28 protein-coding genes are annotated in these 21,552 nt (G+C 39.8%); all 28 read left to right on the top strand.

Going from position 1 to position 21,552, the window contains the following annotated elements:
- The first annotated feature begins 171 nt into the window (after window positions 1-171).
- The gene (locus tag ACXM0J_RS03130; protein WP_000369964.1) at window positions 172-474 is read left to right on the top strand and encodes an Acb2/Tad1 domain-containing protein; all 303 of its coding nucleotides are present in this window, start codon (window positions 172-174) and stop codon (window positions 472-474) included.
- Window positions 475-481: 7 nt separating this feature from the next.
- The gene (locus ACXM0J_RS03125; RefSeq protein WP_165757078.1) at window positions 482-652 is read left to right on the top strand and encodes a hypothetical protein; all 171 of its coding nucleotides are present in this window, start codon (window positions 482-484) and stop codon (window positions 650-652) included.
- Complete coding sequence (locus ACXM0J_RS03120; protein ID WP_279720175.1) at window positions 645-926, top strand: hypothetical protein; 282 nt, start codon at window positions 645-647, stop codon at window positions 924-926. The genes ACXM0J_RS03125 and ACXM0J_RS03120 overlap by 8 nt, the downstream gene beginning before the upstream one ends.
- Window positions 927-1,003: 77 nt before the next feature.
- A complete protein-coding gene (locus ACXM0J_RS03115) occupies window positions 1,004-2,212 on the top strand; it encodes a GIY-YIG nuclease family protein (protein ID WP_050680885.1) in 1,209 nt (402 codons plus the stop codon).
- A 315-nt stretch (window positions 2,213-2,527) separates the two neighbouring features.
- Window positions 2,528-3,010, top strand: coding sequence for a NinB/YbcN family protein (locus ACXM0J_RS03110; RefSeq protein ID WP_279720172.1), 483 nt, complete (start codon window positions 2,528-2,530; stop codon window positions 3,008-3,010).
- Between the two features lie 54 nt (window positions 3,011-3,064).
- Window positions 3,065-3,247, top strand: a complete 183-nt coding sequence (locus ACXM0J_RS03105) for a hypothetical protein (protein WP_279720171.1) — start codon at window positions 3,065-3,067, stop codon at window positions 3,245-3,247.
- 41 nt (window positions 3,248-3,288) lie between these two features.
- Window positions 3,289-3,750: a terminase small subunit gene (locus tag ACXM0J_RS03100; RefSeq protein WP_479750232.1), complete on the top strand. Its 462-nt coding sequence runs from the start codon at window positions 3,289-3,291 to the stop codon at window positions 3,748-3,750.
- Window positions 3,751-3,765: 15 nt separating this feature from the next.
- Window positions 3,766-5,259 (top strand): terminase, encoded by a 1,494-nt coding sequence (locus ACXM0J_RS03095; protein ID WP_479750230.1) that lies wholly within the window; start codon window positions 3,766-3,768, stop codon window positions 5,257-5,259.
- Window positions 5,256-6,734: a DUF4055 domain-containing protein gene (locus ACXM0J_RS03090; protein ID WP_479750228.1), complete on the top strand. Its 1,479-nt coding sequence runs from the start codon at window positions 5,256-5,258 to the stop codon at window positions 6,732-6,734. Before ACXM0J_RS03095 ends, ACXM0J_RS03090 begins: the two co-directional genes overlap by 4 nt.
- Window positions 6,703-7,785, top strand: coding sequence for a minor capsid protein (locus tag ACXM0J_RS03085; protein WP_479750226.1), 1,083 nt, complete (start codon window positions 6,703-6,705; stop codon window positions 7,783-7,785). The genes ACXM0J_RS03090 and ACXM0J_RS03085 overlap by 32 nt, the downstream gene beginning before the upstream one ends.
- Before the next feature lie 389 nt (window positions 7,786-8,174).
- Window positions 8,175-8,939 (top strand): DUF6651 domain-containing protein, encoded by a 765-nt coding sequence (locus tag ACXM0J_RS03080; protein ID WP_009499840.1) that lies wholly within the window; start codon window positions 8,175-8,177, stop codon window positions 8,937-8,939.
- 11 nt (window positions 8,940-8,950) lie between these two features.
- On the top strand, window positions 8,951-9,919 hold the full coding sequence (locus tag ACXM0J_RS03075) for a major capsid protein (protein WP_479750224.1): 969 nt from the start codon (window positions 8,951-8,953) through the stop codon (window positions 9,917-9,919).
- Window positions 9,920-9,961: 42 nt separating this feature from the next.
- Window positions 9,962-10,390 (top strand): hypothetical protein, encoded by a 429-nt coding sequence (locus ACXM0J_RS03070; protein WP_153518586.1) that lies wholly within the window; start codon window positions 9,962-9,964, stop codon window positions 10,388-10,390.
- A gap of 3 nt (window positions 10,391-10,393) precedes the next feature.
- Entirely contained in the window at window positions 10,394-10,771 is a 378-nt protein-coding gene (locus tag ACXM0J_RS03065; protein ID WP_479750222.1) for a hypothetical protein, read from the top strand.
- 1 nt (window position 10,772) lies between these two features.
- Entirely contained in the window at window positions 10,773-11,159 is a 387-nt protein-coding gene (locus tag ACXM0J_RS03060) for a glutamate 5-kinase (RefSeq protein ID WP_479750221.1), read from the top strand.
- Window positions 11,159-11,338, top strand: a complete 180-nt coding sequence (locus ACXM0J_RS03055) for a hypothetical protein (protein WP_336236953.1) — start codon at window positions 11,159-11,161, stop codon at window positions 11,336-11,338. The genes ACXM0J_RS03060 and ACXM0J_RS03055 overlap by 1 nt, the downstream gene beginning before the upstream one ends.
- An 11-nt stretch (window positions 11,339-11,349) precedes the next feature.
- A complete protein-coding gene (locus ACXM0J_RS03050; protein WP_336236952.1) occupies window positions 11,350-11,772 on the top strand; it encodes a hypothetical protein in 423 nt (140 codons plus the stop codon).
- A 1-nt stretch (window position 11,773) separates the two neighbouring features.
- Window positions 11,774-12,172 (top strand): hypothetical protein, encoded by a 399-nt coding sequence (locus ACXM0J_RS03045; RefSeq protein ID WP_479750259.1) that lies wholly within the window; start codon window positions 11,774-11,776, stop codon window positions 12,170-12,172.
- A 160-nt stretch (window positions 12,173-12,332) separates the two neighbouring features.
- Window positions 12,333-12,866, top strand: a complete 534-nt coding sequence (locus ACXM0J_RS03040) for a Rha family transcriptional regulator (RefSeq protein WP_032023568.1) — start codon at window positions 12,333-12,335, stop codon at window positions 12,864-12,866.
- A complete protein-coding gene (locus ACXM0J_RS03035; RefSeq protein WP_032023569.1) occupies window positions 12,866-13,132 on the top strand; it encodes a hypothetical protein in 267 nt (88 codons plus the stop codon). Before ACXM0J_RS03040 ends, ACXM0J_RS03035 begins: the two co-directional genes overlap by 1 nt.
- Window positions 13,133-13,197: 65 nt before the next feature.
- A complete protein-coding gene (locus ACXM0J_RS03030; RefSeq protein ID WP_479750220.1) occupies window positions 13,198-14,127 on the top strand; it encodes a phage tail tube protein in 930 nt (309 codons plus the stop codon).
- 45 nt (window positions 14,128-14,172) lie between these two features.
- A complete protein-coding gene (locus ACXM0J_RS03025) occupies window positions 14,173-14,706 on the top strand; it encodes a hypothetical protein (RefSeq protein WP_032031543.1) in 534 nt (177 codons plus the stop codon).
- A 561-nt stretch (window positions 14,707-15,267) separates the two neighbouring features.
- Complete coding sequence (locus ACXM0J_RS03020; RefSeq protein ID WP_223234750.1) at window positions 15,268-15,864, top strand: Panacea domain-containing protein; 597 nt, start codon at window positions 15,268-15,270, stop codon at window positions 15,862-15,864.
- 14 nt (window positions 15,865-15,878) lie between these two features.
- On the top strand, window positions 15,879-16,301 hold the full coding sequence (locus ACXM0J_RS03015) for a hypothetical protein (RefSeq protein ID WP_001103926.1): 423 nt from the start codon (window positions 15,879-15,881) through the stop codon (window positions 16,299-16,301).
- An 81-nt stretch (window positions 16,302-16,382) separates the two neighbouring features.
- Window positions 16,383-16,907: a DUF4468 domain-containing protein gene (locus tag ACXM0J_RS03010; protein WP_017394224.1), complete on the top strand. Its 525-nt coding sequence runs from the start codon at window positions 16,383-16,385 to the stop codon at window positions 16,905-16,907.
- 5 nt (window positions 16,908-16,912) lie between these two features.
- Window positions 16,913-17,185 carry a hypothetical protein gene (locus ACXM0J_RS03005; protein WP_170248245.1) on the top strand — a complete coding sequence of 91 codons (273 nt, stop codon included), beginning with the start codon at window positions 16,913-16,915 and terminating at the stop codon, window positions 17,183-17,185.
- Between the two features lie 77 nt (window positions 17,186-17,262).
- Window positions 17,263-20,835: a tape measure protein gene (locus ACXM0J_RS03000; protein ID WP_479750217.1), complete on the top strand. Its 3,573-nt coding sequence runs from the start codon at window positions 17,263-17,265 to the stop codon at window positions 20,833-20,835.
- Between the two features lie 323 nt (window positions 20,836-21,158).
- Complete coding sequence (locus tag ACXM0J_RS02995) at window positions 21,159-21,500, top strand: phage tail protein (protein WP_479750215.1); 342 nt, start codon at window positions 21,159-21,161, stop codon at window positions 21,498-21,500.
- Window positions 21,501-21,552 lie beyond the last annotated feature (52 nt).

Raw genomic sequence — 21,552 nt, 5'->3', positions numbered from 1 at the left:
ACATATTGGCAACATGCTCATTAGAACTTATTCAGATGGGTTTACTGAGCGATTCAAAATTATAGGCATATCTGGACCAACACTAATACCTGGTGTTAAAAAGATTGAAGTTCTAAAAGTTTAATTAAATGCCCCGCCAAGTGCGGGGTTTTCTTTTTTGGAGAATAAGAAGTGGACAACCAACATCGCAAAATTAATACATATCGTGAATTAACTCAGGAAGAAGTTGATTTGATGAACGAGATCAAAGCACTTGGACCACAAATCCAATCAATCATTGAAAAAGTGCAAAGCCATGTTTCGACTCAGCGTTACAACTGTAAATGTGATGCTGGGCAACAGGTACACAATGTGGATGAATGGGATCGCCTAGAGGCTGCGACTCCTGAGCGTTTTGCTGCAATGGCTAAGACCGAGTTCCAAACTGGGTTGATGTATTTAGTGCGTGCGGTGGCTCAACCTACTGGATTTTAGGTGGTCTATGGATACAATCGAAGCGAAGAAGAATTTAAATGCTTTGTGCAATGAAATAGAAAAGCTTCAAAACCTTTCACGTAGTTTGATGACTGCGAAAGAAATGGTAGAAGTTGACGCGAAGATTAAACGACACAAAGACCAAGTGAAGAATATTAGAAGTAACCTTCATGCGTGATGCAAAGCGACTTGCTGCAATAAGAAAATTACCATGCGTTAGATGCGGTAAGCCACCACCTAGCGAAGCGTGTCATGCAAATTGGTCGGATTATGGGAAATCATTAGGTAAAAAGGCATCGGATGAATTCACGATTAGCTTATGTAGGTTTTGTCACCATTCTCTAGATACATATAAAAATCTAAGTCGTGAAGAGGCAAAAGCTCTTTTCAAAGAATTGCTCAAAAAGACTAACTTAATGTTAGAAATTAATGATTTAAGCGATACTTTTTAGTATAATAAATAAACGAAAAGCCTAGTTGCTGGTAACAACTAAGCCTTTCTAATCAACCTGTTAATTCGAGTAACAAGATGACTAAAAGAGATTATAAGCGACCTAAAGAACGTGGTCAAAAACACATGCCATTATTTCTTACTAAAGAGATAATCATTGAGCGCTTTAGGAAGAAACATGGGGATAGATATGATTACAGCCTTGTAGAGTTTAAAGGTTGTGACTCGTATGTATCTATCATTTGCAAAGAACATGGTGTATTCAACCAAAGGGCTGATGGACACGCGGAAGGAAAAAATTGCCCTAAGTGTGTAAAAAGACACAAGCCAACAACAAGAGAATTCATAGAGAGCTGTTTAAACATTTTTGGTGATCAATTTGACTATTCCAAAACAGAATACATAAACACAAGAACCAAGATAGCCGTGACCTGTAAAGACCATGGTGATTTTGAAATAGGCCCCTTTAATCATAAAAAATCAAAATTTGGAGGGTGCCCAGACTGTGCACCAAACAAAAAACATGATGTGCAAAGTTTTATTAAAAAAGCCATTAGCATACATGGCGATAAATATTCTTATATCCATATAGGTGATTTAAAAAATACAAGGGCAAAGATAAAAATTGAATGTAAAGAGCACGGAATATTCATTCAAATCGCAGACCAGCATATTCATGGTCGAGGATGCCCTAAGTGTGCAATGGTGAAAATTAAAGCGAAAACTTCATTAGGGCTAGATGAATTTATTAGACTGGCTAACCAAATTCATGATCATAAATATGATTACTCAAAGGTTAAGTACATAAATGGCTACACTAAAGTAAAGATTATTTGTCCAGCCCATGGGATATTTGAGCAAAGACCACATGGTCATCTTCAAACAAGAGGGTGTAAAGAGTGTGGAAATGAAAGTAAGTTTAACTTTCAAAGATCATCCTATATTGAACATTGCGACAAAGTATCAAGGGGATTGTCTAATCTTTATGTGATCCTTTGTAGAAATAATGAAGAGGCTTTCTATAAAATCGGAATTACTCTGCATAGTGTGGAGAAGAGATTTAAAGGTGTAATGCCCTACAAATACAAAAAAGTAAAGTTAATCCGTGGTAACGCAAGTTTTGTATGGGATTTAGAAAAAAGACTTCATGGGATGCTTAAAGAATACGCATGCAAGCCCCAAATAAAGTTTGCTGGTGATACAGAATGCTTTTCTCAGCTTACCAAAGATGTAGAGAAGCTTTTGGATAACTTTGATAGCACCAATCAAATGCAGTTAATAGCTTGATTAAACCAAAGCCACCCTCGGGTGGTTTTTTATTGCTTGAACATTGATCAATTCTCGGGTAAATTAAAGTTTCTAATGTATATCTAGTTACTTTAATAAACTATCAATAAACCTTGAGGATACAGACATGAAAAATCTAGCTAAATTTTAATTAAGACTTGCTGGTCATATATAGAATCCAAAAAGGCGCTTAACAGCGTCTTTTTTATTTCGAGGTCAATATGAATAGTAATGATATTGCAACAGCTGTTATCGTTGCGGCCTGCTTTGTTTGTGCAGTTGTAATTCAGGTGTACGGTATTTAGCGAGGTCAAAATGGAACCGCGATTCGTCATCAAAAACCATTCTGACATCAACTATGTAATTGGCTATCTCAATACTAATCATGCCAAGGCAGCGAATGAAGGGAAGCCTTTGGTTGTATTGATAGCACCTCAAGAGAAAGATCGTTCAAAGGCTCAAAACCGTTTGTACTGGATGTGGCTTAATCAGTGGGCTAAGAAGCAGGGAACAGATAAAGATTATGAACATCTGTTCTTCAAGAAGAACTTCTTAGCAAAGATCTATGATCGTGATGATGTAGGCCAATACAAGAAAACATTCAAAGCTGTAAGAGAGCTTAAAGATTCTAAACATCCACTCTACCAAGATGTAGCAAACGGTCTATGCGAGCTAATGAGCACTACAGATGCAAGTACAGCTCAATTCACTGAATACCTAAATGACATTCACGCATTCTGTAATAAAAACGGGTGTTATTTGGAAACGCCTGATGATCTTAAGTATGTACTTGAATAGTTACTGATTTCATATTATTAATGTCTCTCACTTTATAAAATGAGAAACTAACAAATGACAATGAATTCTATTGAAGTAGAAGCGGTAATTGAATGTGAAAAGATCAAAGGTAAAGCAGCAATTGCCGTGGCAATATTAAGCAATTGTGGTGGCCATGGTGTTATGGATTTAAGCGAGTTAAGTAGAGATAATTTACTTAAGTATATTAAAGAGGTTCAAGCAACCTTAGATGAATAATACGAACCGCCCAAGTGGCGGTTTTTTAATGAGGTAAATATATGGCGGCTCCAATCGGTAATAGATTCTGGGAGCAGCGCAGCTCTCATGGTCGTAAACCGATCTTCGAAGATCCGGAACAACTATGGGAAGCTGCCTGTGAATACTTTGAATGGGTTACAGATAACCCACTAGAAGAGGCAAAGGCATTTGCATATGAGGGGGAAGTGACGATTGAAGACTTACCTAAAATGCGTGCAATGACCATTCAAGGTTTGTGTTTCTTTCTTGATATCTCCGATGAGACTTGGGCAACTTACTGCTCTAAAGAAGGTTTTATTGGAATCTGTAGCGATATCAAACGGGTTATCTTCACTCAAAAGTTTGAAGGGGCAAGTGCTGGATTGCTTAATGCTTCTATTGTTGCTCGTGAGCTTGGCTTAGCTGATAAACAAGAGAATAAGCTGACACTTGAAGTTCAGTCGTTATCCGAGTTGATGGATGAAATAGGGAAGGATGCGTAACTATAAGGAGTAGCCATGCTGAATCCTGAGCATAAAGCGAAACTTAAAGACCAGTTGTGGCGCTTAAATAATCTTTACTACATTACGAATAAAGAAGGTAAGCAAGTTAAGTTCAAGATGACACTTGAACAGCTTGAATACTTCGAAAACGAATGGACACGTAACATCATCTTAAAGGCACGTCAGTTAGGTTTTACCACTGAGATGTGCATGATTCAGTTAGATGCTGCATTGTTCATGTCTGATAAGTGTGCATTGATTGCCCACACGTTACACGATGCCAAACGCCTGTTCCGTGAAAAGGTTAAGTACGCTTATGATCGCTTACCACACTTAATCAAAGCAGCCAATCCCTTAGAGATTCAAACTAAGGACGAGCTTGTTTTTAGTAAAGGTGGATCAATCACAGTATCGATATCATTCCGTGGTGGAACATTAGACCGATTACATGTGTCTGAATTCGGTAAGATCTGTGCGAAGTTTCCAGATAAAGCCCGTGAGATTGTTACTGGTGCATTTGAAGCTGTAAGTCTTAAAGGACGCATCACACTTGAGAGTACTGCTGAAGGTAAAAGCGGCTACTTCTATGAATTCTGTCAAATAGCAGAAAAGTTATTATTACTCAGCAAAAAACTAAGTCCACTTGATTGGAAATTCTTTTTCTTCTCCTGGTGGAAGAATGCTGATTATGAAATTGAACCAACTGAAGAACTACCACAGCGACTAGTTCAATACTTTGAAGATCTGGAAGCAAAGCACAACATTAAAACAACGGCCAAACAAAAAGCTTGGTATCACTCAAAAGAGAAAACTCTTGGCGAGGATATGAAGCGGGAATATCCAAGTATTCCAAGCGAAGCTTTTGCACAATCTGTTGAAGGTGCTTACTACAAGAACCAGTTTAAATTCTTGTATGCCAATAAACGAATTGGTTCATTGCCTTCAAATGATCATTTACCTGTCATGACCTTTTGGGACTTGGGGGTCTCAGACTCTATGGTGATCTGGTTTATTCGGAAGTTATCAGATACTTGCTACCAAGTTATCGATTACTACGAAAACTCAGGCGAAGGTATGCGGCACTATTTCAAAGTGCTTAAAGATAAAGGCTACAAATACAGCAAGCATTACGCTCCACACGACATCAAAAACCGTTCTCTTATGAATGATGGTAAGTCTCGTCTAGATATTGCCAAAGAGGGCTATGTGCTTGATGACGGTGAGAAGTATTCAGTCAATTTCGAAGTGGTGCCAAGTATCACGGTGATGGATGGTATTGAACAGGTCCGTGAGATTCTGCCTCTATGCGAATTTGATGAATACAAATGTGCAGAAGGTATCACTCATCTTGAGAACTACCGAAAAGAGTGGAATGACAAGCTTGGATGTTGGAAAGACAACCCACTTCATGACATTCACTCACACGGTGCAGATGGTTTCCGAATGTTTGCTGTGGCTATGAGCAAGAAACAATATGTAACTTCATTAAAACTAGGATTTGCAAGATGACAGACGTTACTACTAAGCATCCTGATTACTTAAAGAACGTTGATCTATGGAGCAAGGTAGAAGACGTTTGTGAGGGTCAGCATAAAGTTAAGGCTGCTAAAGAAAAGTACTTGCCGAGACACAATAAGCAAGACAATTCAGCAGAGGCTATGGCTGCATATGATTCCTATTTGGAACATGCAGTATTTTATGGAGTCACTGGTAAGACATTGGGGAGTCTTATCGGTGGTGCCTTTTCCCGATTACCAAACTTTCAAAGACCAGATGATCTTGAATATTTGGAAAGAAATGCGAATGGACAGGGAGTGGGTGTTTATCAACTTGCACAAGCAGCTTTACGACATGTTTTAAAGACTTATCGATGTGCCTTGTATGTTGATTACCCGACTGTTACTCCATCCAGAACTAGATCTGAGGATGCAGCTAAACAAGCATTTCCAATGGTTCACGTGCTCGCTGCAAAGTCAGTTATCAATTGGGATACTATCATCATTGGCAACCAACAAAAGCTTTCACTTGTTGTTATACATGAGCAGGTTTCTAACCGGGCACAGGGTGGTTTTAACTTCGAGATACAAGATCAATATCGTGTCCTTCGCCTAGAAGAAATAGAAGGTAGATATGTTTTTACCATTCAAGTTTACAAGCAAAATACGGATGGTGTTTTAAGTGAGGGGTCTAAGACTATCCCTACAGATTATAACGGCAAGCAATGGGATTACATTCCATTCACTTTCGTTGGTGCAATTGATAATACGCCCGCAATTGAAAGCGCACCACTGCTTGAGTTGGCAGATTTGAATTTGGCTCATTATATTGACAGTGCTGACTTTCAAGAGTCGGTTTATTTTGTTGGGCAGCCTCAATTCTTTATGGAAAATGTTGATACAACTATGTATGAAATCATCAAAAAAGATGGTTTGTATATCGGTTGTAAGAACGCATTCCCTGTGAAACTAGGGTTTGCACAAGCTAACCCAAACACGCTCTCTCAAACTGCAATGGAAAAGAAATGGGAGCAGATGAAAGAGTTGGGTGCCCGGTTGGTTCAAGCAGGGTCGGCAAATAAAACTGCTACTGAGGCCAACAACGACGATGCTGTGCAGCATTCAGTACTTTCTCTTTGTACTGTGAATATCAGTGCAGCTATTACTCAAGCACTTCGTTGGTGTGCAAAGTTTGCTATGACTAATGTAGATTCAATATTGCCCGAAGAGTTGGTATTTGAAATCTCGAAAGAGTTTAGCAAGCCACAGTTTGATAATGAGCGTTCTAAGCAACTCTATGAAGCTTGTGTTGCCGGGAAATATCCGTTTAAGGTGTGGCATGAATATCAGCAGACAGGTGAGTTTCCTGATTATTCATTTGAAGAGATTCAAGACATGCTTGAAGAAGAGCAAATGAATAGCCCTATGCCTGGATATAACATGAATGGTGTGAACAATGGATCAAACAACCCAGCAGGATCTGTTTAATAATCTGGTTCAGCACCAAGCTTACTTGTATCGATTGTCTTCTGCTGAAATCGGCAAACTCCTAGATGAATTCAATAAACTTTCATCTGAGATGCTTTCTAAGATCAGAGATTTATTGGATGAGCTATCAGAGGCAGAAAAATCAGCTTTGATGGCAGGTCAGTACACAACACCAGCATTGAAGGAAATTCGGTCTGCTATACAAGCATGGCAGTCTTCAATCCTAACGGCATTACCTGAAGCATTTACAGCTTCTGCTATTGCATTAGCGGCTCACGAAGCTGTGTATCAGGCGCGAGTTTTAGGCGAGAAGATAAAAGAACCTAATGCCAAGACGTTGTACGGGAAAATCAAAAAACAGCCTATGTCTGGTGGCGTGCTACTTGATTATCTCTTTAATAAGATTGCGGATGACTCAAGAACGCGAGTTGAGCAAGTTATTCGAGATGGCTTATCACAAAGCCAAACGAATCAACAAATTGTCCAGCGTATCAAGGGTAAGAAGGCTCTTAATTATCAAGATGGCATCTTGGAGCAATCACGGTCTAGTATTTCCACTATGGTTCGCACAGCTAGAAGTCATGTTTCGAATCAGGCAATGCTTGATACATATAAGGTCTTAGACGTTACCTATGTGAAGTTTGTTGCAACATTGGATAGTCGGACAAGTAAGCAGTGTGCAAGTTTGGATGGAGCCGTTTACAAGGCAGATGAACCTCATCCGACTCCGCCACTTCACCCAAATTGCAGAAGCATTATCCTTCCAGTTACCAATAAGGAAGGCACAACAATTGGGAAGAGGCCATTCAATTCTAAGGCTGGTGATACAGGTGAAATTAGCACAGTAGATTCGAACACCGCATTTAAAAATTGGTTTGAGGGTCAGACTAAGGTGTTTCAACAGCAGTGGCTAGGCTCATCTCGATACAAGCTATTCAAAGAGGGTAAATACACTCTAGATAAGTTTGTTGATCCATTAACAGGTCAGCCATTCACTCTAGCTGAACTCAAAAAGCTTGATGAAGAAATGTTTAAGAGGTTGGGATTGTGATTACCACAGAACAGCAAATTATTTTTGACTTAATTTTGAATGCTTGGACAAAACCAAAATGAAAGAATATTTAGGCAGCGAGATAATTGCACGGTTCGAAAATGAAGTGCCTCTTGAAGACACACCATTTTTTAAATCCATGGCAGAGAATCAAAAGCGGATCTATTTCGAGTCGGGCTGATATGCCACATATGCAACCAAAGATATTGCAAATATTCCCTTTAAAATTGGGCAAAAAGTTGATGTCGAATATCAAGGTCCATGCGTAACCATCATTTAAAACCCATTCAAACCTTAGCACCTTCGGGTGCTTTTTTATTGTCTGCTGAAAGCGGATGCCTACAGCGATCGAGTGGAAACTCATTTATTTAGAAAAGGTTGGATAACCAATGAAACTTAAAACGACAGAAGTAAACGGTAAGAAATATGCAGAACTAGATGCAGGTGGCTTGCCTATCTATGTGCATGACGATGGCAAAGAAGTTGGTTTTGATGCTGCTCAGGCAGTGGGAAAAATCAGTTCTTTAAATGCGGAAGCTAAAACACATCGTGAAGCAAAAGAGGCTGCCGAAAAATCCTTAAAAGTTTTTGAAGGGCTAGATCCTGAGAAGGCAAAAACTGCATTAGAAACTATGGCTAATCTTGATGCTAAAAAGCTTGTGGATGCAGGCGATATCGAGAAGGTTAAAGCAGAACTTACTGATGCACTGAAAAAATCATATGAGCCACAGATTCAGCAACTTACCCAAGAACGTGATTCGGTTCAGGCCCAATTACATAAAGAGCTGATCGGTGGTGGTTTTGCTCGTTCGAAGTTCATTCAAGAAAAAATTGCAGTACCTGCTGACATGATCCAAGCAACCTTTGGCAATAACTTCAAAATTGAAGATGGAAAGGTTGTGGCTTATGGCATTGATGGCCAAAAGATCTATTCACGAACCAAGCATGGTGAAGTTGCCGACTTTGATGAGGCTTTGGAAACACTAGTTGGAGGATACCAACATAAAGACTCAATTCTTAAAGGCAACCAAAGCACTGGTGGTGGGTACGGTGGTCAAGGTGGCGGGGGAAATAACAACAATGTCGGCAATATGGGCGGATCAATCCAAGAACGCCAAGCCGCTATTGCAGCCAAATTTAATTTAGATAAGTAATTGGAGAAATTATGTCTTTATCTCAAATGCAGGTTTTCAATGAATACATCATGCCTGCCACAATTGAAACTCTCGCTCAAATGGTGCAAAAGTTTAACGCTGCATCTGGTGGCGCGATCCGCTTGACCACTGATGGATTTACGGGGGATTTCTTACAAGAGTCTTTCTTTGCTTCACTTGATGGTGCTCAACGTCGTGTAGACCGATATGCTGCTAATGGCACAGCGCCTATTACAGATTTGTCTGAGATTAAGCACTCAAGCGTAAAAGTTGCAGGCGGTATTGGGCCTGTTCGCTACGAACCTTCTCAGATGACGTGGTTGCAGCGTCCAACAGCACAAGGTATTGAAGTTGCATCTCGTACTTTTGCAAGCTTAATGCTTAAAGACCAGCTCAACACAGCAATTGCAGCTCTTGTGGCGGCAATCTCAAACCAAGCAGATGCAACAAATGACGTATCTGCAACTGGTGGTCTTACTTACAGCGCCATGAATGGTGCACATGCTAAGTTTGGCGATCATTCAGGAAATATCATCACTGATGTTATGAATGGTGCTGCTTACCATAAGCTGGTTGATAAGAACTTGGATAATGCTGCGAAGCTTTTCCAAGCTGGTAACGTTCGCGTTATCGATATTCTTGGTAAGTTGGTTGTTGTAACTGATGCGCCAGCTCTATACACAGCCGGCACTCCTAACAAGCTTAAAGTTCTTTCTTTGACTGATGCTGCGGCTATCGTGTCAGATGGTGGAGATGTTGTATCAAACATTGAAACTACAAACGGTAAAGATCGTATTGAAACGACTCTACAGGTTGATTACTCATTCGGTGTTGGTCTTAAAGGCTACACATGGGATGAAGTCAATGGTGGCAAATCTCCAAGTGACGCTGAATTAGCAACAGGTACAAACTGGGACAAATCAGCAACTAGCATCAAACATACTGCTGGTGTAATCACCATTGCAGACGCAGCGCAATAATTAATAGGCAGCCTTCGGGCTGCTTTATTTTTGGAGTTGAAAATGTCTAAAGAACAGAAAGTAATTTATGAGCCGCATCCTGTTAGTGAAGAACGTAAGCGAGAACTGAAAGGTAAAGGCTATAAGATTTTAGATGCAGCTTTTAAGCCTGATGACTTTGAAAATGATGAATTTGATGAAACAGAAGCATTAGAAGCTATTAGTGAGTTGAACCGAGAATTGGCTGTAGAAAACAGTCAGTTAAAAGAAGCACTCGCAGGATCAGAAAAACTTGCATCAGAAATTGAAGCCCAAAAAACGCAACTATCAGACGTGACTCAAGAACGTGATGCATTAGCAATTAAAGCGGCTGAGCTAGAAAAAACTGTTGAAAGCTTAAACAAAACTATCGCAGATCTGGAAAGCAAAAATAAGCAGAAGCCTGCTCAAGAGCCAAAGAATGCTAAACCTGAAGATCAGCCAAAGGAATAAGACATGACTTTTATCACCATTGCAGATGCAGAAACAATCTTAGGAGCTGACTTTGCACCGGATGGTGATAAGGCTCGTTTGGTTTTGCTGGCTAATACCTGGATGAAAAATGAGATTGGGTTTGTGCCAGTTCCAGTCACAGAAAATCTCAAGCTTGCTGCATGTGAAATTATTAAAGGCATTCGGGCAGGCGAGATTTACAGCGGCAAGGAACAAGAGCTTAAGCGCAAAAAAGTAAAAGCCGGCACGGTAGAGTCTGAAAAAGAATACCAAGATGGAAGCTTTGCATTATCAAGTTTTGAACAAATTGCCTTGGCACTCATTGAGGCTGAGAACTTGCCAAAACATAAGTTTTTCACAATACCGTTAGTGAGAAATTGAAATGGGCTTACGCGACGAACTTCAGGCAGATATTGCCGAAGCATTAAACTCCGATTTATCTGATGCCGCAGATACATTCAGTTGTACTCGAAAGAAGCTAACTGGATCTAATCCCGCTACAGGTGAAGATACTTACACCGAATACGTATATAGCGGTAGAGGCGTTCTATTTGGCTCTTATTTAAAAGATTTGGTCAAGCCTATAGATTACCGCGCCACAGACTCCAAAGCCGTGCTCCTGCAAAATGAAGTGGTCTCAAGTGATGGTGCTTTAGTTGAGCCAGATGTTAATGATGTTTGGGTGATTGATGGCGGAAATTATCGAGTTGTTAGCTACGGAAAAGATCCTGCGGACGCAACATGGGTTGCTCAGTTAAGGAAAGTGTAATGGTTGATTTGAAAGTAAGGGCTAGCAAGCGCAAGCCAAAAGGAGCAACTCATTTCCATTATTTTGACAAATTCATTTACTACGCTGTTAAAGATGAGAATGTGTGGCAGTTTGGTGATGATGGAATTTGGCGCATTCGTAAAGAGATCATCAAAGCACCTATGATGGAATTATATTGAGGTGATTCTTAATGAGCTGGACAAAGAAACCAACTAGCTTTATTCAATCTGTTGAAGCCGACCTAACCAAAAGACAAAAAGAAATTGTGATTGATGCCCTTGGCGGGGTGGTTATGCAAAGTCCTGTCGATTCAGGCGCTTTTAGAGCTTCGCACAGGGTTAGCATTAATCAACCTGACCAAGCCTACAACGAAGCAGAAAAGGACAAAGGCGGGTCTTCAACAATCAGCAAGGGCACAAGTGCTTTATCTCGATTGGTTCCTTACTCAACTGTCTACATTCAGACCAATAGTCCTTATGGCACGAAGATTGAGTACGGGAACTTCACTGATAAACCATCCACACCTAAAACCACAGGCGGCTACTCTAAGCAAGCGCCCCAAGGCGTTTATGCCACAACCTTTAATTATATTGCTCAAAAATACGGTGGTTAAAATGGCAATGACTTTAGATCAAGCACGACAAGCCATTATCACTAGAGCAGTGGCATTTACTGGAATTGAGCAAAATCGTATTCAATACCCTAATGGCCCATTGATTAGTATTCCTGTAGATGGACTTTGGTGTGACTTAAATATTCTATGGGGCGGTTCAATCATTGCTGGTGTAGGTGATACTCCTTGCACCAGAAGAACAGGGGTTATTTCAATTAATTGCCTTGCAAGACCTCAAACTAATGAGGCTGATATAACAAAACTTGCAGATGCTTGGTTAGCTCATTTCGAATATTACACAACTGGCCAACTAGAGATACTCCAAGGTCAAGTACAAAACCTCGGCAGTAATGGGGATTTCATTCAGTACAACATTTCAATAAATTATCGCGTCAATTAACGAATTTAACTTTTAAACGAACCTGTCCTTAGCGGCAGGTTTTTTTATGCCTGAAATTCAGGCGAACACTGGCTAGGTTGATCCCCGAAAAGCACACTTTTCATGTTCAGTGTGCCTGCCAGTTCTTTTCTTTGAACATGAGTATGTAAGAGGAAATCTTATGAACATGATGACAACACTGAATTTACGAGCTTTGGTTACCAATGATAATGGCGAGCCAAAAACAACAAGTTATGCAGTAGCAGAGGCCTTTAATAAGAGCCACAGCCATGTAATGCGAGATATTAAGAAAATCATTAAGCAATGTGGTGAAGAATTTGCTAAATCCAATTTTGGATTAACCTTTGAAAACAAGAAGATAGGAAACACAGAACGCAAAACTCCTTTCTTTAGAATTTCAAAAGACGGGTTCATGTTGCTTGTTATGGGTTTTACTGGCGAAAAGGCCATGAAAACTAAAATCGAATTTATTAATGCCTTTAACTGGATGGCTAATCAACTTAGCCAAGTCTTTCAATCTAAATGGGCTAGATATAACTCTCTAACGAATTATCACCAAGGCAGAAAAGCACAAATCAGTGGATGTGCGAGCGCAATGGGCCAGTGGCGATGGGAAAAAGAACCGCTGGAGAATGAAATTAAGGAATTGGAATATCAGCTTCAGCCACAACTTGACTTTAAGGATGCCAAATAATGGAAATCGCATACATTGTTGCTGAATGCCGTCCATCCACGGACGAAGATAATTATGCCGATATTAATATTGGTGATGATAGCTACATTTTTTGCTCAATTGAGCCTGTTATGGATACGGGTAATTGGCAGAAAAACATTCAGGCTGCAATTCTAATTGGTATTGATATTGAGCGAACTAGGCCAGAACACAAACATATAACCCTTCATGCAGAAAGCATTTTGAAACTTTGCAGGGGTATTCAAGGTAAGCCCTTAAATGCCTGAGAACACAACCAAACAACGCCCTCAATTCGAGGGCTTTTTAATGCCCGAAAATTAAGGAGAAAGCCATGTCGAGTGGTGCACGTCAGATAACACAAATCGCGAAGGAAACCACTGTTGGTACCACACCATCACCCTTCGTACGTACGACCTTTGAATTTACTGAAAATGGCCTTGATGCGACAGTAACAAAGGAAGACTCTAACTCAATCACAAGTGGCCGTATTGCACGTTCATCAATGATTACCGGTGCAGAGTATGCCGGTGAATTAAAATGTGAAGCGAAGTACAGTTCATTAGTTCAAGACTTAATGGCTGCAGCTGCTTTTAATAATTGGTCGTCAAATGTATTAACTTTTGGTGGCACACTTCGTCAAACATTTTCTGTTTTACGTGGCTTTGAAGATGTTAATGACTACCATGTTTTCCGTGGGTGTCATGTAAACACTTTTGGAATTGATATTCCTGAAGCTGGCTTAATTACAATGACTTTCGGCCTTATGGCTCTTGGTCGTACAAACTTTTCTTCAGCACCGGCTGGAACAATTACAGCGGCAGATAACAATCCTAAAATGTCGAATGTCTCTGTAGGTGACATTTTAATTGACGGCGTTTCTCAAGCTGGGATTTCATGCTTGACCGCTTTTACATTTAATTGGGATAACACAATGCAGCTACAACGCTGTTTAGGTGGTGGTATTGATGCACGTGCAATCCTAGAAATGCTTGCAACAGGTACAGGTTCATTTACCGCAGCTTGGTCACGCAATACATCCGATATGTATGAAAAGCAATTCACTAACAAAACGATTTCATTAAAAGTTCCAATCACTGATACAGGTGGGAATAAATATGAAATTTTTATTCCTAAAGCTGAAATTACTGCTCCATTACCTAGTGGTGGTAATTCAGATCTTTTAAATGCTTCATTCGAATATAAAGTCGTAGAAGTAGCCCCAACCATCACTCGTACACCAGCAGCAGTTCCTGCGCCTTAATCAATCTGATAGCAGCCTTAGGGCTGCTTTTTTTGGAGATATAACATGGCTCTTGAAGTCAATATTCAAAGAAATAAAGACGTCAGTTTGTGGCGCGAATACAAAGATACTGAAGGCAATGTACTTGCTGAGTTTAAGATCCGTGGTATTGGATATAAGCCTTATCAGGTGGCACTTGAACGAGCAAATAACCAGATCTCATCAAAAGGCTTTGACGTAGCAAAGGCAACAGCAGAAGATAAACTCTTTCATGAATTAGTTTTAGAAGCAGTTGCATGCCATTTAATTGAAGACTGGAAAGGTGTGGTTTTTGTTGAAGAAGGTCCTGAAGGTGAGCTGGTAAAAACAGAGCCTACTTTCAATGGCGAAAATGCATTTAAGTTGCTCAATATGGGCGATTTAGGTGTTTCTATTTGGTCTTTTATCCGCACTGAATCTGAAAAGATCCAAGCTGAAGCAAATCAATATCGAGATGATGTTGTGGGAAAGTCGTCAGCCTCTACGAGTGGACAAAGTTCGGCTCAGAAGAAGAAGCGAGCGACTACAGTAAAAAGCAAAGCGCAGTCGCAAAAGCTTTAAATCTCAACAACACTAAGGTTTTAACTAAACCTGACTATTCTTATGTAGCTAATTCCATTCTGTCTGCATATAACACAATTGCACGATCTAGACGCTATGAACAAGGTGTTCCTCTGGCGTTAGATATTTCCGCAATTAATGCTTATGTTGAGCAATATGATTTACCAGTTGAGCGTTACATCTTTAATGACTGTATCTTTACGCTTGACGATATGTTCTTGGATGAGGCGCATAAGAAGGCGACGCAACGAGCGACGAAGACTTAAATGCTGACGTGCGATACTTAACTGTGAACAAGCGACGTGATATAGCGCACTTGATGTTACATAATACGCCTATGCCCTTGACATTCCCGTTAAAATTCCTTATTGACAGGAATGTCATTATCAAATATTCTATCAATGTAGTCGCAGCGCGGTATAAATACACCACGCCTAGATTGAGGTACGATAAACACTGCGATAATCGTAAACGTATTGTAAATACGTTGCCTCTAGGTGCCGAATACAATATTAATTATAACCCTGCTTATCTTTACCACCTCTTATCAAGTCTAAACTTATGGAATTGCCAGCTATGGATAATCTTTTTTTATTTGATGAAAAAAAGTTGACCCAAGCAGCAGCTTTTTTTCTGTTTAAAGCTAATGGACATTTGCCAATTCTTAAGCTCATGAAATTACTTTATATTTCTGAAAGAGAGTCTTTTAGAAAATTTCATCGCCCATTTATTGGAGATAGTTTAGTTTCCATGAGGCATGGTCCTGTTTTATCAATAACATATAATGTTATGAATGGGGCTGTTCGTCATCAAGAGTTTTGGAATGAGTGGATATCTGATCGCTCAAATAATGAAGTTGCATTAAGAGATAAGAGTATGATTCGAAGCGAAGATGATTTGCTTGAATTGAGTGATAATGATATCTCTTTATTAAATAATGTATGGCAACAATTTGGGCACTTATCAAGATGGGATTTAGTTGATTGGACTCATACTCATTGTCCAGAGTGGAGTGATCCTGGTGCGAGTAGCACTCCAATTCGCTATGATGATTTATTCTCTGCATTGGGATTTAATCAAGAACTTCAGAAGCATATTATTGAAGATATGGAATCTGAAGTTAGAATGAATCAGGAAAATGAAAACTTATGTTGTTAGGATGCTGATTACTAATGAACTGGGAAGGTAAAGTTGGGGATGCTTTTTTTCGTCCAGATGGCTTAAAGGACCATCTGAATGTTGTACTATTTGACCCAAGTAAATACACTCAACTTGGTTATGGTAATAAAATTTGCATTGTAAGAGTTAACATCACAACACTCTATGTGGATAAGTATTACGATTCAGCCTGTATAGTTAAAAAAGGCGAACATCCTTTTGTTCAGCATGACAGTTATGTGCTTTATCGAAAACTTGAAATAGAAGATTTTGAACATGTGATAAAATGTGTTAATGATGGTCCTTGGCGTCCAGCCGATCCGGTAAGTGCAGAATTGTTATTAAGAATGCAACGGGGTGTAAACATCTCTGGAGATACTCCTAGAAAATACAAAGTTCACCTTCCTGAAGTTGATGCAAATAATCAAACTGAATAACCACCAGAAGGTGGTTTTTTATTGCGCCTTTATTAACCAGTTTGTTAAAGTTAGTACACTTTATAATAAACGGTGAAATTCATGAAAAAATTATTGGCTACTGGATTATTGAGTTTGGGATTAGTTGGGTGTGCTACTACCCCTCAGCAACCATCAGAACCTGTAAAGTTTGAAAAGGTTTATCAAATAGATGGATTAAAGCAAGGCCAAATTTATGATGGCGCACGTCAATGGTTTGCAACAGCTTTTCGCTCAGCAAATGCAGTAATTCAGTACGAAGATAAGACTACGGGTTCAATTATTGGCAAAGGTAATATGCCATACCGTTGTTCTGGGTTTGCTGATTGTATGACTGTTACTGCTGGTGATCGAGTAGATTTCACAGTGCGCGTAGATACAAAAGATGGAAAAATGCGAGTTAGCTACGACAATCTTAGCCACTACAAACCTGCACAGGTGATTAGTGGAGTTCGCTACAATGAAACTAATAGACCTATTACTGAAAACTATCCATCAGCAAAATTAATTGTAGATGAATTAAATAAATCATCTGATGAAATGGCTGAAAAAATCAAAACACAGCAAAAAGCTAACGCGGATTGGTAATTAACATGAGCACAGAAAGTCAAGGCATGACCGAGAGTGAAGTTTGCAATGCTCTTGGATGGGGAATAATTGTTCTAGGTATTATTTCTGGATTTATTTTTATACTTGTATTTGGGCGAGTTGAAGTGCCAAGAACTTATTATGGTACCGAGACCGTATGGTCAGGAATCATGGTGATTACAGGTATTGGGATAATCTTTAATGGATTTTTAGTAGGCTATCTGTTCCAAAAGATTGCCAGTATATTGAGATATCACGAGAACAAGAGCGCATCTTAAGCAAAAACACTAACCCAAAAATCAACCTTAACAACCCACTCATTGAGTGGGTTTTTTATTGCCTAGAGGAAAGTAAGATGGCACAAGAATCACGTCTCGTCATTGTAATTGATGCAAAAAATGCAGAGCGTAATGCGCGTAATCTGGGCAATGAATTGGACAGTATTGAGCGTAAAGGTGACTTTGCCACGAAGTCTATGGATGGTTTATCTGTTGCTACACGTCAGCTTGCAGGTTACATGGCTGGATTGGTTACAGTTGGGGCCGCAGTTTCAAAGATGGATACTTACACGGGCATTCAGAACCAACTGAAGCTGGTGACGGATGGGCAAAACCAACTAAATACAGCAATGGATAACACTTTTGAAATTGCACAACGCTCACGCTCATCATGGGAATCGACTGCTACTGTCTATCAAAAACTAGCAATGAATGCCAAAGATGTCAGGCTTGCTCAAGAGGATATTGGGCGATTAACAGAAACAATCTCTAAAGGAATTGCGCTATCAGGAGCAACAGCAGCCCAAGCGGATGCTGCAATTATGCAATTAGGTCAGGCCCTTGGTAGTGGTGCTTTACGAGGAGATGAGTTCAACTCAGTTATGGAAAATGGCTATGGATTAATGCAGTTGATAGCAAAAGGGATGAATGTTCCTATTGGCCAACTTAAATCTATGGCAGAAAATGGAGAACTAACATCTGAGAAAGTCACAAAAGCTCTATTAAAAATGTCGGATGAAGCTGACAAGCAATTTGGCAAAACAGATGCAACAATTGGTCAATCACTGGGTTTGCTAAGCAATAGTTTAACTCAGTTTATTGGAGAAGCGGGTCGAAGCTCAGGTGCTGCACAAGTGCTTTCAGGTTCCATAGAAGGGCTTGCAAACAACTTTGAATTATTGGCAGATGGTGCTGTTGTTTTAGGAATTGGTGCAATCACCAAAGCGATAATCTCGAAAACAGTTGCAGTTCAAGCTGATCTTGTTGCTTCTGCTGCTCAAAAGGTTGCTGATCAAGCACAAAAACAAGATGCACTCATCCTCGCTACTTTAAAAGTAAATGAAGCTAAAGCGCACCTTGCAAATGTTCAGGCGACTAATGCTGAGACGCAAGCAAAATTTGGGGCAACTGCTGCAAATGCACGATACAAAATTGCTTCAGATGCAGTAACGCAAGCGGTAATAGCTCAAACTGCGGCTCAAAATGCGTTAAACACAGCAACAAGCGTAGGTTCTAAAATTTTTGGTTTAGTAGGTGGTTGGGCAGGCGTTCTAACTATCGGTGTTACAGCATTAGCTGCTGGCTACATGTATATGCAAGACCGAACAGAAAAGGCCAACCAAAAACTTAAAGAGCAAGCAGAGGTGGCAAATCAAGCAGCAGAAGAGTTACGTAAACTTCATGGTGTGGAAAAACAGTCAGCTATAAATGATATGACAGCTGCGTTAGAAGCCCAGAACAAGGCTTTACGCGATGCAGAATTAGCAGCAGGTGCGGCTTTAATTGATATTCAAAACTTTGCACAAGGAAATGTAGAGGTAACAAAAATATCCAATGAAGCTCGTCTAGGAACAATTAGCTACACAGAAGCACTGAGAAGACTCAATGGCATGAGTATTCCGCCAGACCTCTATAACGCACTTAAAAAACAAGTTGAAGGGTATGATCAGGCATATTTTGCAGGCGTAAAGTTGGTAGATGGCTTAAAAGCTGTAGGTATAGAAGCAAAACTTCAAGGTAATGCAGCACAAAACGCAGCTAATCAGAATAATATCCATGCGAACAGTTTGGATGGTGTTGCAGGTGCTGCAAATAATGCAACTAATGCACTAAGTGACTATCTAAAGAAATTACAGCAAAGTACTTTTAAGACAGAGCTTTCAAACAAACTTATTGGGAATTATGGTTTTGACCCTGAAAGAGCAAAAGCCTTTGCTGAGGCATATGTTCAGAATGGCAATAAGATATCTGCGCAAGATGCAAAAATTATTGATCAGAATCTTGCCGCCAACCGAAAACTCCAAGCAAGTGAGGAGGCAGTCGCCCAAGCTAAACGTAATAGTGCAGCTGCTGCACGTAAGTCTAATTCGGAGTCAAGCAAAGCAAATCGAGAAGCCATAAAAGAGGCGAACGAAGCTAAAAGATTGTTTGAGGAACAAGCTAGATTACGTGATCAATTTGCAGATAGTTACGCTCCTAAATTGACTCAAATTGAAAATGATTTACAGCGTGAATTGACTGAAATCCGAAAGGCAAACTTTGGAAATGAAGAGAAAGACTATATTGCAAAGGCTACGGCTCGTGCTGAATTAAACAAAGAATTGTATTTGCGTGAATTAACATATGAGATCAATCAATTTCACTGGAGTGAAGAGCAGAAACTCAAATACTCATATGAAACTAAGCAGATGCAAATCAAGGAAGGAACTGAGTTAACGGATGATTTAAAGCAGATTCGTCTTGATGCACTTAAGCAGGAGTACGATCAAGAAGTTGGGATGATTCAACTCGCTCAAGAGCAACGTCTTTTTCAGGCTAAACAAGCTCTACTGACAGAAACCCAAGCCATGCAGGAACGTTACAGACTCGAACGGGAGGAAATTCTTAAGAATACTGAACTTTCCATTAAAGAGAAGCAAAAGCGAATCGCATTATCTAAAGCCAATCAGGATAAAGAGATACGCGATAAAGTGAATAACGCTGTTCAAAACTGGGGTGGTATTCAGGCGAGTATCACTGGTAATAGTGGTCAATTCGCTTTAGAACAGGAGCGCTTTAGCCGTTATGATGCTTCTCAAAAAGTATTTGATAGCCAGCTTGCTGATATTGAAACTCAGGAACAAGATCCAAATGCAAATTTGGAAGCTCTGAATGCACAACGTGAACAAATCATGAAAGAACACTTTGAGCGCCTGAAACTGATTGAATCGACATATCAAAACGATTCAATGAGTCTTCAATTAGGTTATGGAGCTAATGTTACAGGGGCATTAGCTGGCATGTTTAAAAATATGCTTGGTGAGTCATCAAGTGCATACCGCATTCTTTATGAAAGTCAGCGGGCATTCGCATTGGCGCAGGCTGGAATGAACATGTGGAAAGCTGCTTCAGATGCTTACGCAAATGAGCCAGGTACTTGGTACCAAAAAGCGGCAGCAGCAGCGATCGCGACAATTAAATCAGGTACATTTGTATCTCTCATCCAAGCTGCAACCCCGCAAGGATTTGCGGATGGCGGTTATACCGGTAATGGTCTTAAACACACTCCAGCAGGGATTGTGCATAAAGGCGAAGTCGTATGGTCGCAAGAAGATATCAAACGCTGGGGTGGTGTTAGCGTTGTTGAAAGCATGCGTCAAAGTAAACCAAGTGGTTATGCTAACGGTGGCTATGTATCAAACAATCAAACGGATGCAATTGCAACAGTTAGAGAGCATAGACAATTTGATGCGATTAATTCTGGAAGAACTGAGAAGTCTCAACCTACTGTTACCATTATCAATAAAACATCAGAAAAAGTGGATGCTACCTCTGAATGGGATGGTAAGGAGTTAACAGTTATCTTAAAAGAGTATCAGAAACAAAATGAGGCAATGGTGGATGCAAAGATTGAAAAACGATTCCGAATGTCCAAACGACAGGGATGGTAAAGAAATCACATTGCTACCATCATAAATTAGCTTGAACCCACTCGAATGAGTGGGTTTTTTAATTCCAAAACAAAACCCCGATGTTGACGCATCGGGGTTTTTGCATTTCCACCAACCGACGAAAGTAAGAGGAAAATAAATCTATATGGAAGATTTTATCAAATTAATTAACTGGTGTCTAAAGGAAATGAATGAAATGAAAGCATGGCGCTTTGTTGCGATCCTTATCACTTTGATTATCTGTACATATCTTTGGAAAATGTAATGAAACTAAATATTTAAACCGACCCATTTAGAGGTCGGTTTTTTTATGGAATCAATTTATGAGCGACCTTAAATTCACATTTGAATGTGACTTAGATGGCAATAGTAATACTCAGCGCTTTAATACGTTATCAAGCAAATTTGGTGATGGGTATGAACAGAATACTTCAATTGGAATTAATAACCGATCTGGTGAATGGACTTATCAAAGAACGGCTTATAAAGCCGAAATTATGCAAATCAAAGCATTCTTTGATGACCATAAAGGAGCTGACTCGTTTCTTTGGGATTCACCTTTAGACGGTGAGGTCCGAGTAAAAACAGATGAATATCAACCCCGTTGTTTAGGTGGTGATGTTTGGCAAATCTCAACGACGTTCACCCAAGTTTTTTACCCTTAATTTAAACCCCTTTAAAGCCCCTTTTTAGGGGCTTTTTTTATGCGAGTAAGAA

It is taken from the genome of Acinetobacter sp. GRABPA_MV_2, assembly GCF_056725885.1.
The sequence above is the reverse complement of the archived record's forward strand: the minus strand, read 5'-3'. Positions and strand labels throughout refer to the sequence as shown.

Excerpts from the sequence above, each read along its gene's own strand:
- ACXM0J_RS02995 (WP_479750215.1), top strand. The coding sequence starts at position 21,159 with ATGAGCGACCTTAAATTCACATTTGAATGTGACTTAGATGGCAATAGT.
- ACXM0J_RS03070 (WP_153518586.1), top strand. The coding sequence starts at position 9,962 with ATGTCTAAAGAACAGAAAGTAATTTATGAGCCGCATCCTGTTAGTGAA.
- ACXM0J_RS03100 (WP_479750232.1), top strand. The coding sequence starts at position 3,289 with ATGGCGGCTCCAATCGGTAATAGATTCTGGGAGCAGCGCAGCTCTCAT.
- ACXM0J_RS03115 (WP_050680885.1), top strand. The coding sequence starts at position 1,004 with ATGACTAAAAGAGATTATAAGCGACCTAAAGAACGTGGTCAAAAACAC.
- ACXM0J_RS03045 (WP_479750259.1), top strand. The coding sequence starts at position 11,774 with ATGGCAATGACTTTAGATCAAGCACGACAAGCCATTATCACTAGAGCA.
- ACXM0J_RS03040 (WP_032023568.1), top strand. The coding sequence starts at position 12,333 with ATGAACATGATGACAACACTGAATTTACGAGCTTTGGTTACCAATGAT.
- ACXM0J_RS03030 (WP_479750220.1), top strand. The coding sequence starts at position 13,198 with ATGTCGAGTGGTGCACGTCAGATAACACAAATCGCGAAGGAAACCACT.
- ACXM0J_RS03060 (WP_479750221.1), top strand. The coding sequence starts at position 10,773 with ATGGGCTTACGCGACGAACTTCAGGCAGATATTGCCGAAGCATTAAAC.
- ACXM0J_RS03050 (WP_336236952.1), top strand. The coding sequence starts at position 11,350 with ATGAGCTGGACAAAGAAACCAACTAGCTTTATTCAATCTGTTGAAGCC.
- ACXM0J_RS03010 (WP_017394224.1), top strand. The coding sequence starts at position 16,383 with ATGAAAAAATTATTGGCTACTGGATTATTGAGTTTGGGATTAGTTGGG.
- ACXM0J_RS03105 (WP_279720171.1), top strand. The coding sequence starts at position 3,065 with ATGACAATGAATTCTATTGAAGTAGAAGCGGTAATTGAATGTGAAAAG.
- ACXM0J_RS03015 (WP_001103926.1), top strand. The coding sequence starts at position 15,879 with ATGAACTGGGAAGGTAAAGTTGGGGATGCTTTTTTTCGTCCAGATGGC.
- ACXM0J_RS03005 (WP_170248245.1), top strand. The coding sequence starts at position 16,913 with ATGAGCACAGAAAGTCAAGGCATGACCGAGAGTGAAGTTTGCAATGCT.
- ACXM0J_RS03025 (WP_032031543.1), top strand. The coding sequence starts at position 14,173 with ATGGCTCTTGAAGTCAATATTCAAAGAAATAAAGACGTCAGTTTGTGG.
- ACXM0J_RS03120 (WP_279720175.1), top strand. The coding sequence starts at position 645 with ATGCGTGATGCAAAGCGACTTGCTGCAATAAGAAAATTACCATGCGTT.
- ACXM0J_RS03000 (WP_479750217.1), top strand. The coding sequence starts at position 17,263 with ATGGCACAAGAATCACGTCTCGTCATTGTAATTGATGCAAAAAATGCA.
- ACXM0J_RS03020 (WP_223234750.1), top strand. The coding sequence starts at position 15,268 with ATGGAATTGCCAGCTATGGATAATCTTTTTTTATTTGATGAAAAAAAG.
- ACXM0J_RS03085 (WP_479750226.1), top strand. The coding sequence starts at position 6,703 with ATGGATCAAACAACCCAGCAGGATCTGTTTAATAATCTGGTTCAGCAC.
- ACXM0J_RS03125 (WP_165757078.1), top strand. The coding sequence starts at position 482 with ATGGATACAATCGAAGCGAAGAAGAATTTAAATGCTTTGTGCAATGAA.
- ACXM0J_RS03090 (WP_479750228.1), top strand. The coding sequence starts at position 5,256 with ATGACAGACGTTACTACTAAGCATCCTGATTACTTAAAGAACGTTGAT.
- ACXM0J_RS03080 (WP_009499840.1), top strand. The coding sequence starts at position 8,175 with ATGAAACTTAAAACGACAGAAGTAAACGGTAAGAAATATGCAGAACTA.
- ACXM0J_RS03035 (WP_032023569.1), top strand. The coding sequence starts at position 12,866 with ATGGAAATCGCATACATTGTTGCTGAATGCCGTCCATCCACGGACGAA.
- ACXM0J_RS03075 (WP_479750224.1), top strand. The coding sequence starts at position 8,951 with ATGTCTTTATCTCAAATGCAGGTTTTCAATGAATACATCATGCCTGCC.
- ACXM0J_RS03095 (WP_479750230.1), top strand. The coding sequence starts at position 3,766 with ATGCTGAATCCTGAGCATAAAGCGAAACTTAAAGACCAGTTGTGGCGC.
- ACXM0J_RS03065 (WP_479750222.1), top strand. The coding sequence starts at position 10,394 with ATGACTTTTATCACCATTGCAGATGCAGAAACAATCTTAGGAGCTGAC.
- ACXM0J_RS03055 (WP_336236953.1), top strand. The coding sequence starts at position 11,159 with ATGGTTGATTTGAAAGTAAGGGCTAGCAAGCGCAAGCCAAAAGGAGCA.
- ACXM0J_RS03110 (WP_279720172.1), top strand. The coding sequence starts at position 2,528 with ATGGAACCGCGATTCGTCATCAAAAACCATTCTGACATCAACTATGTA.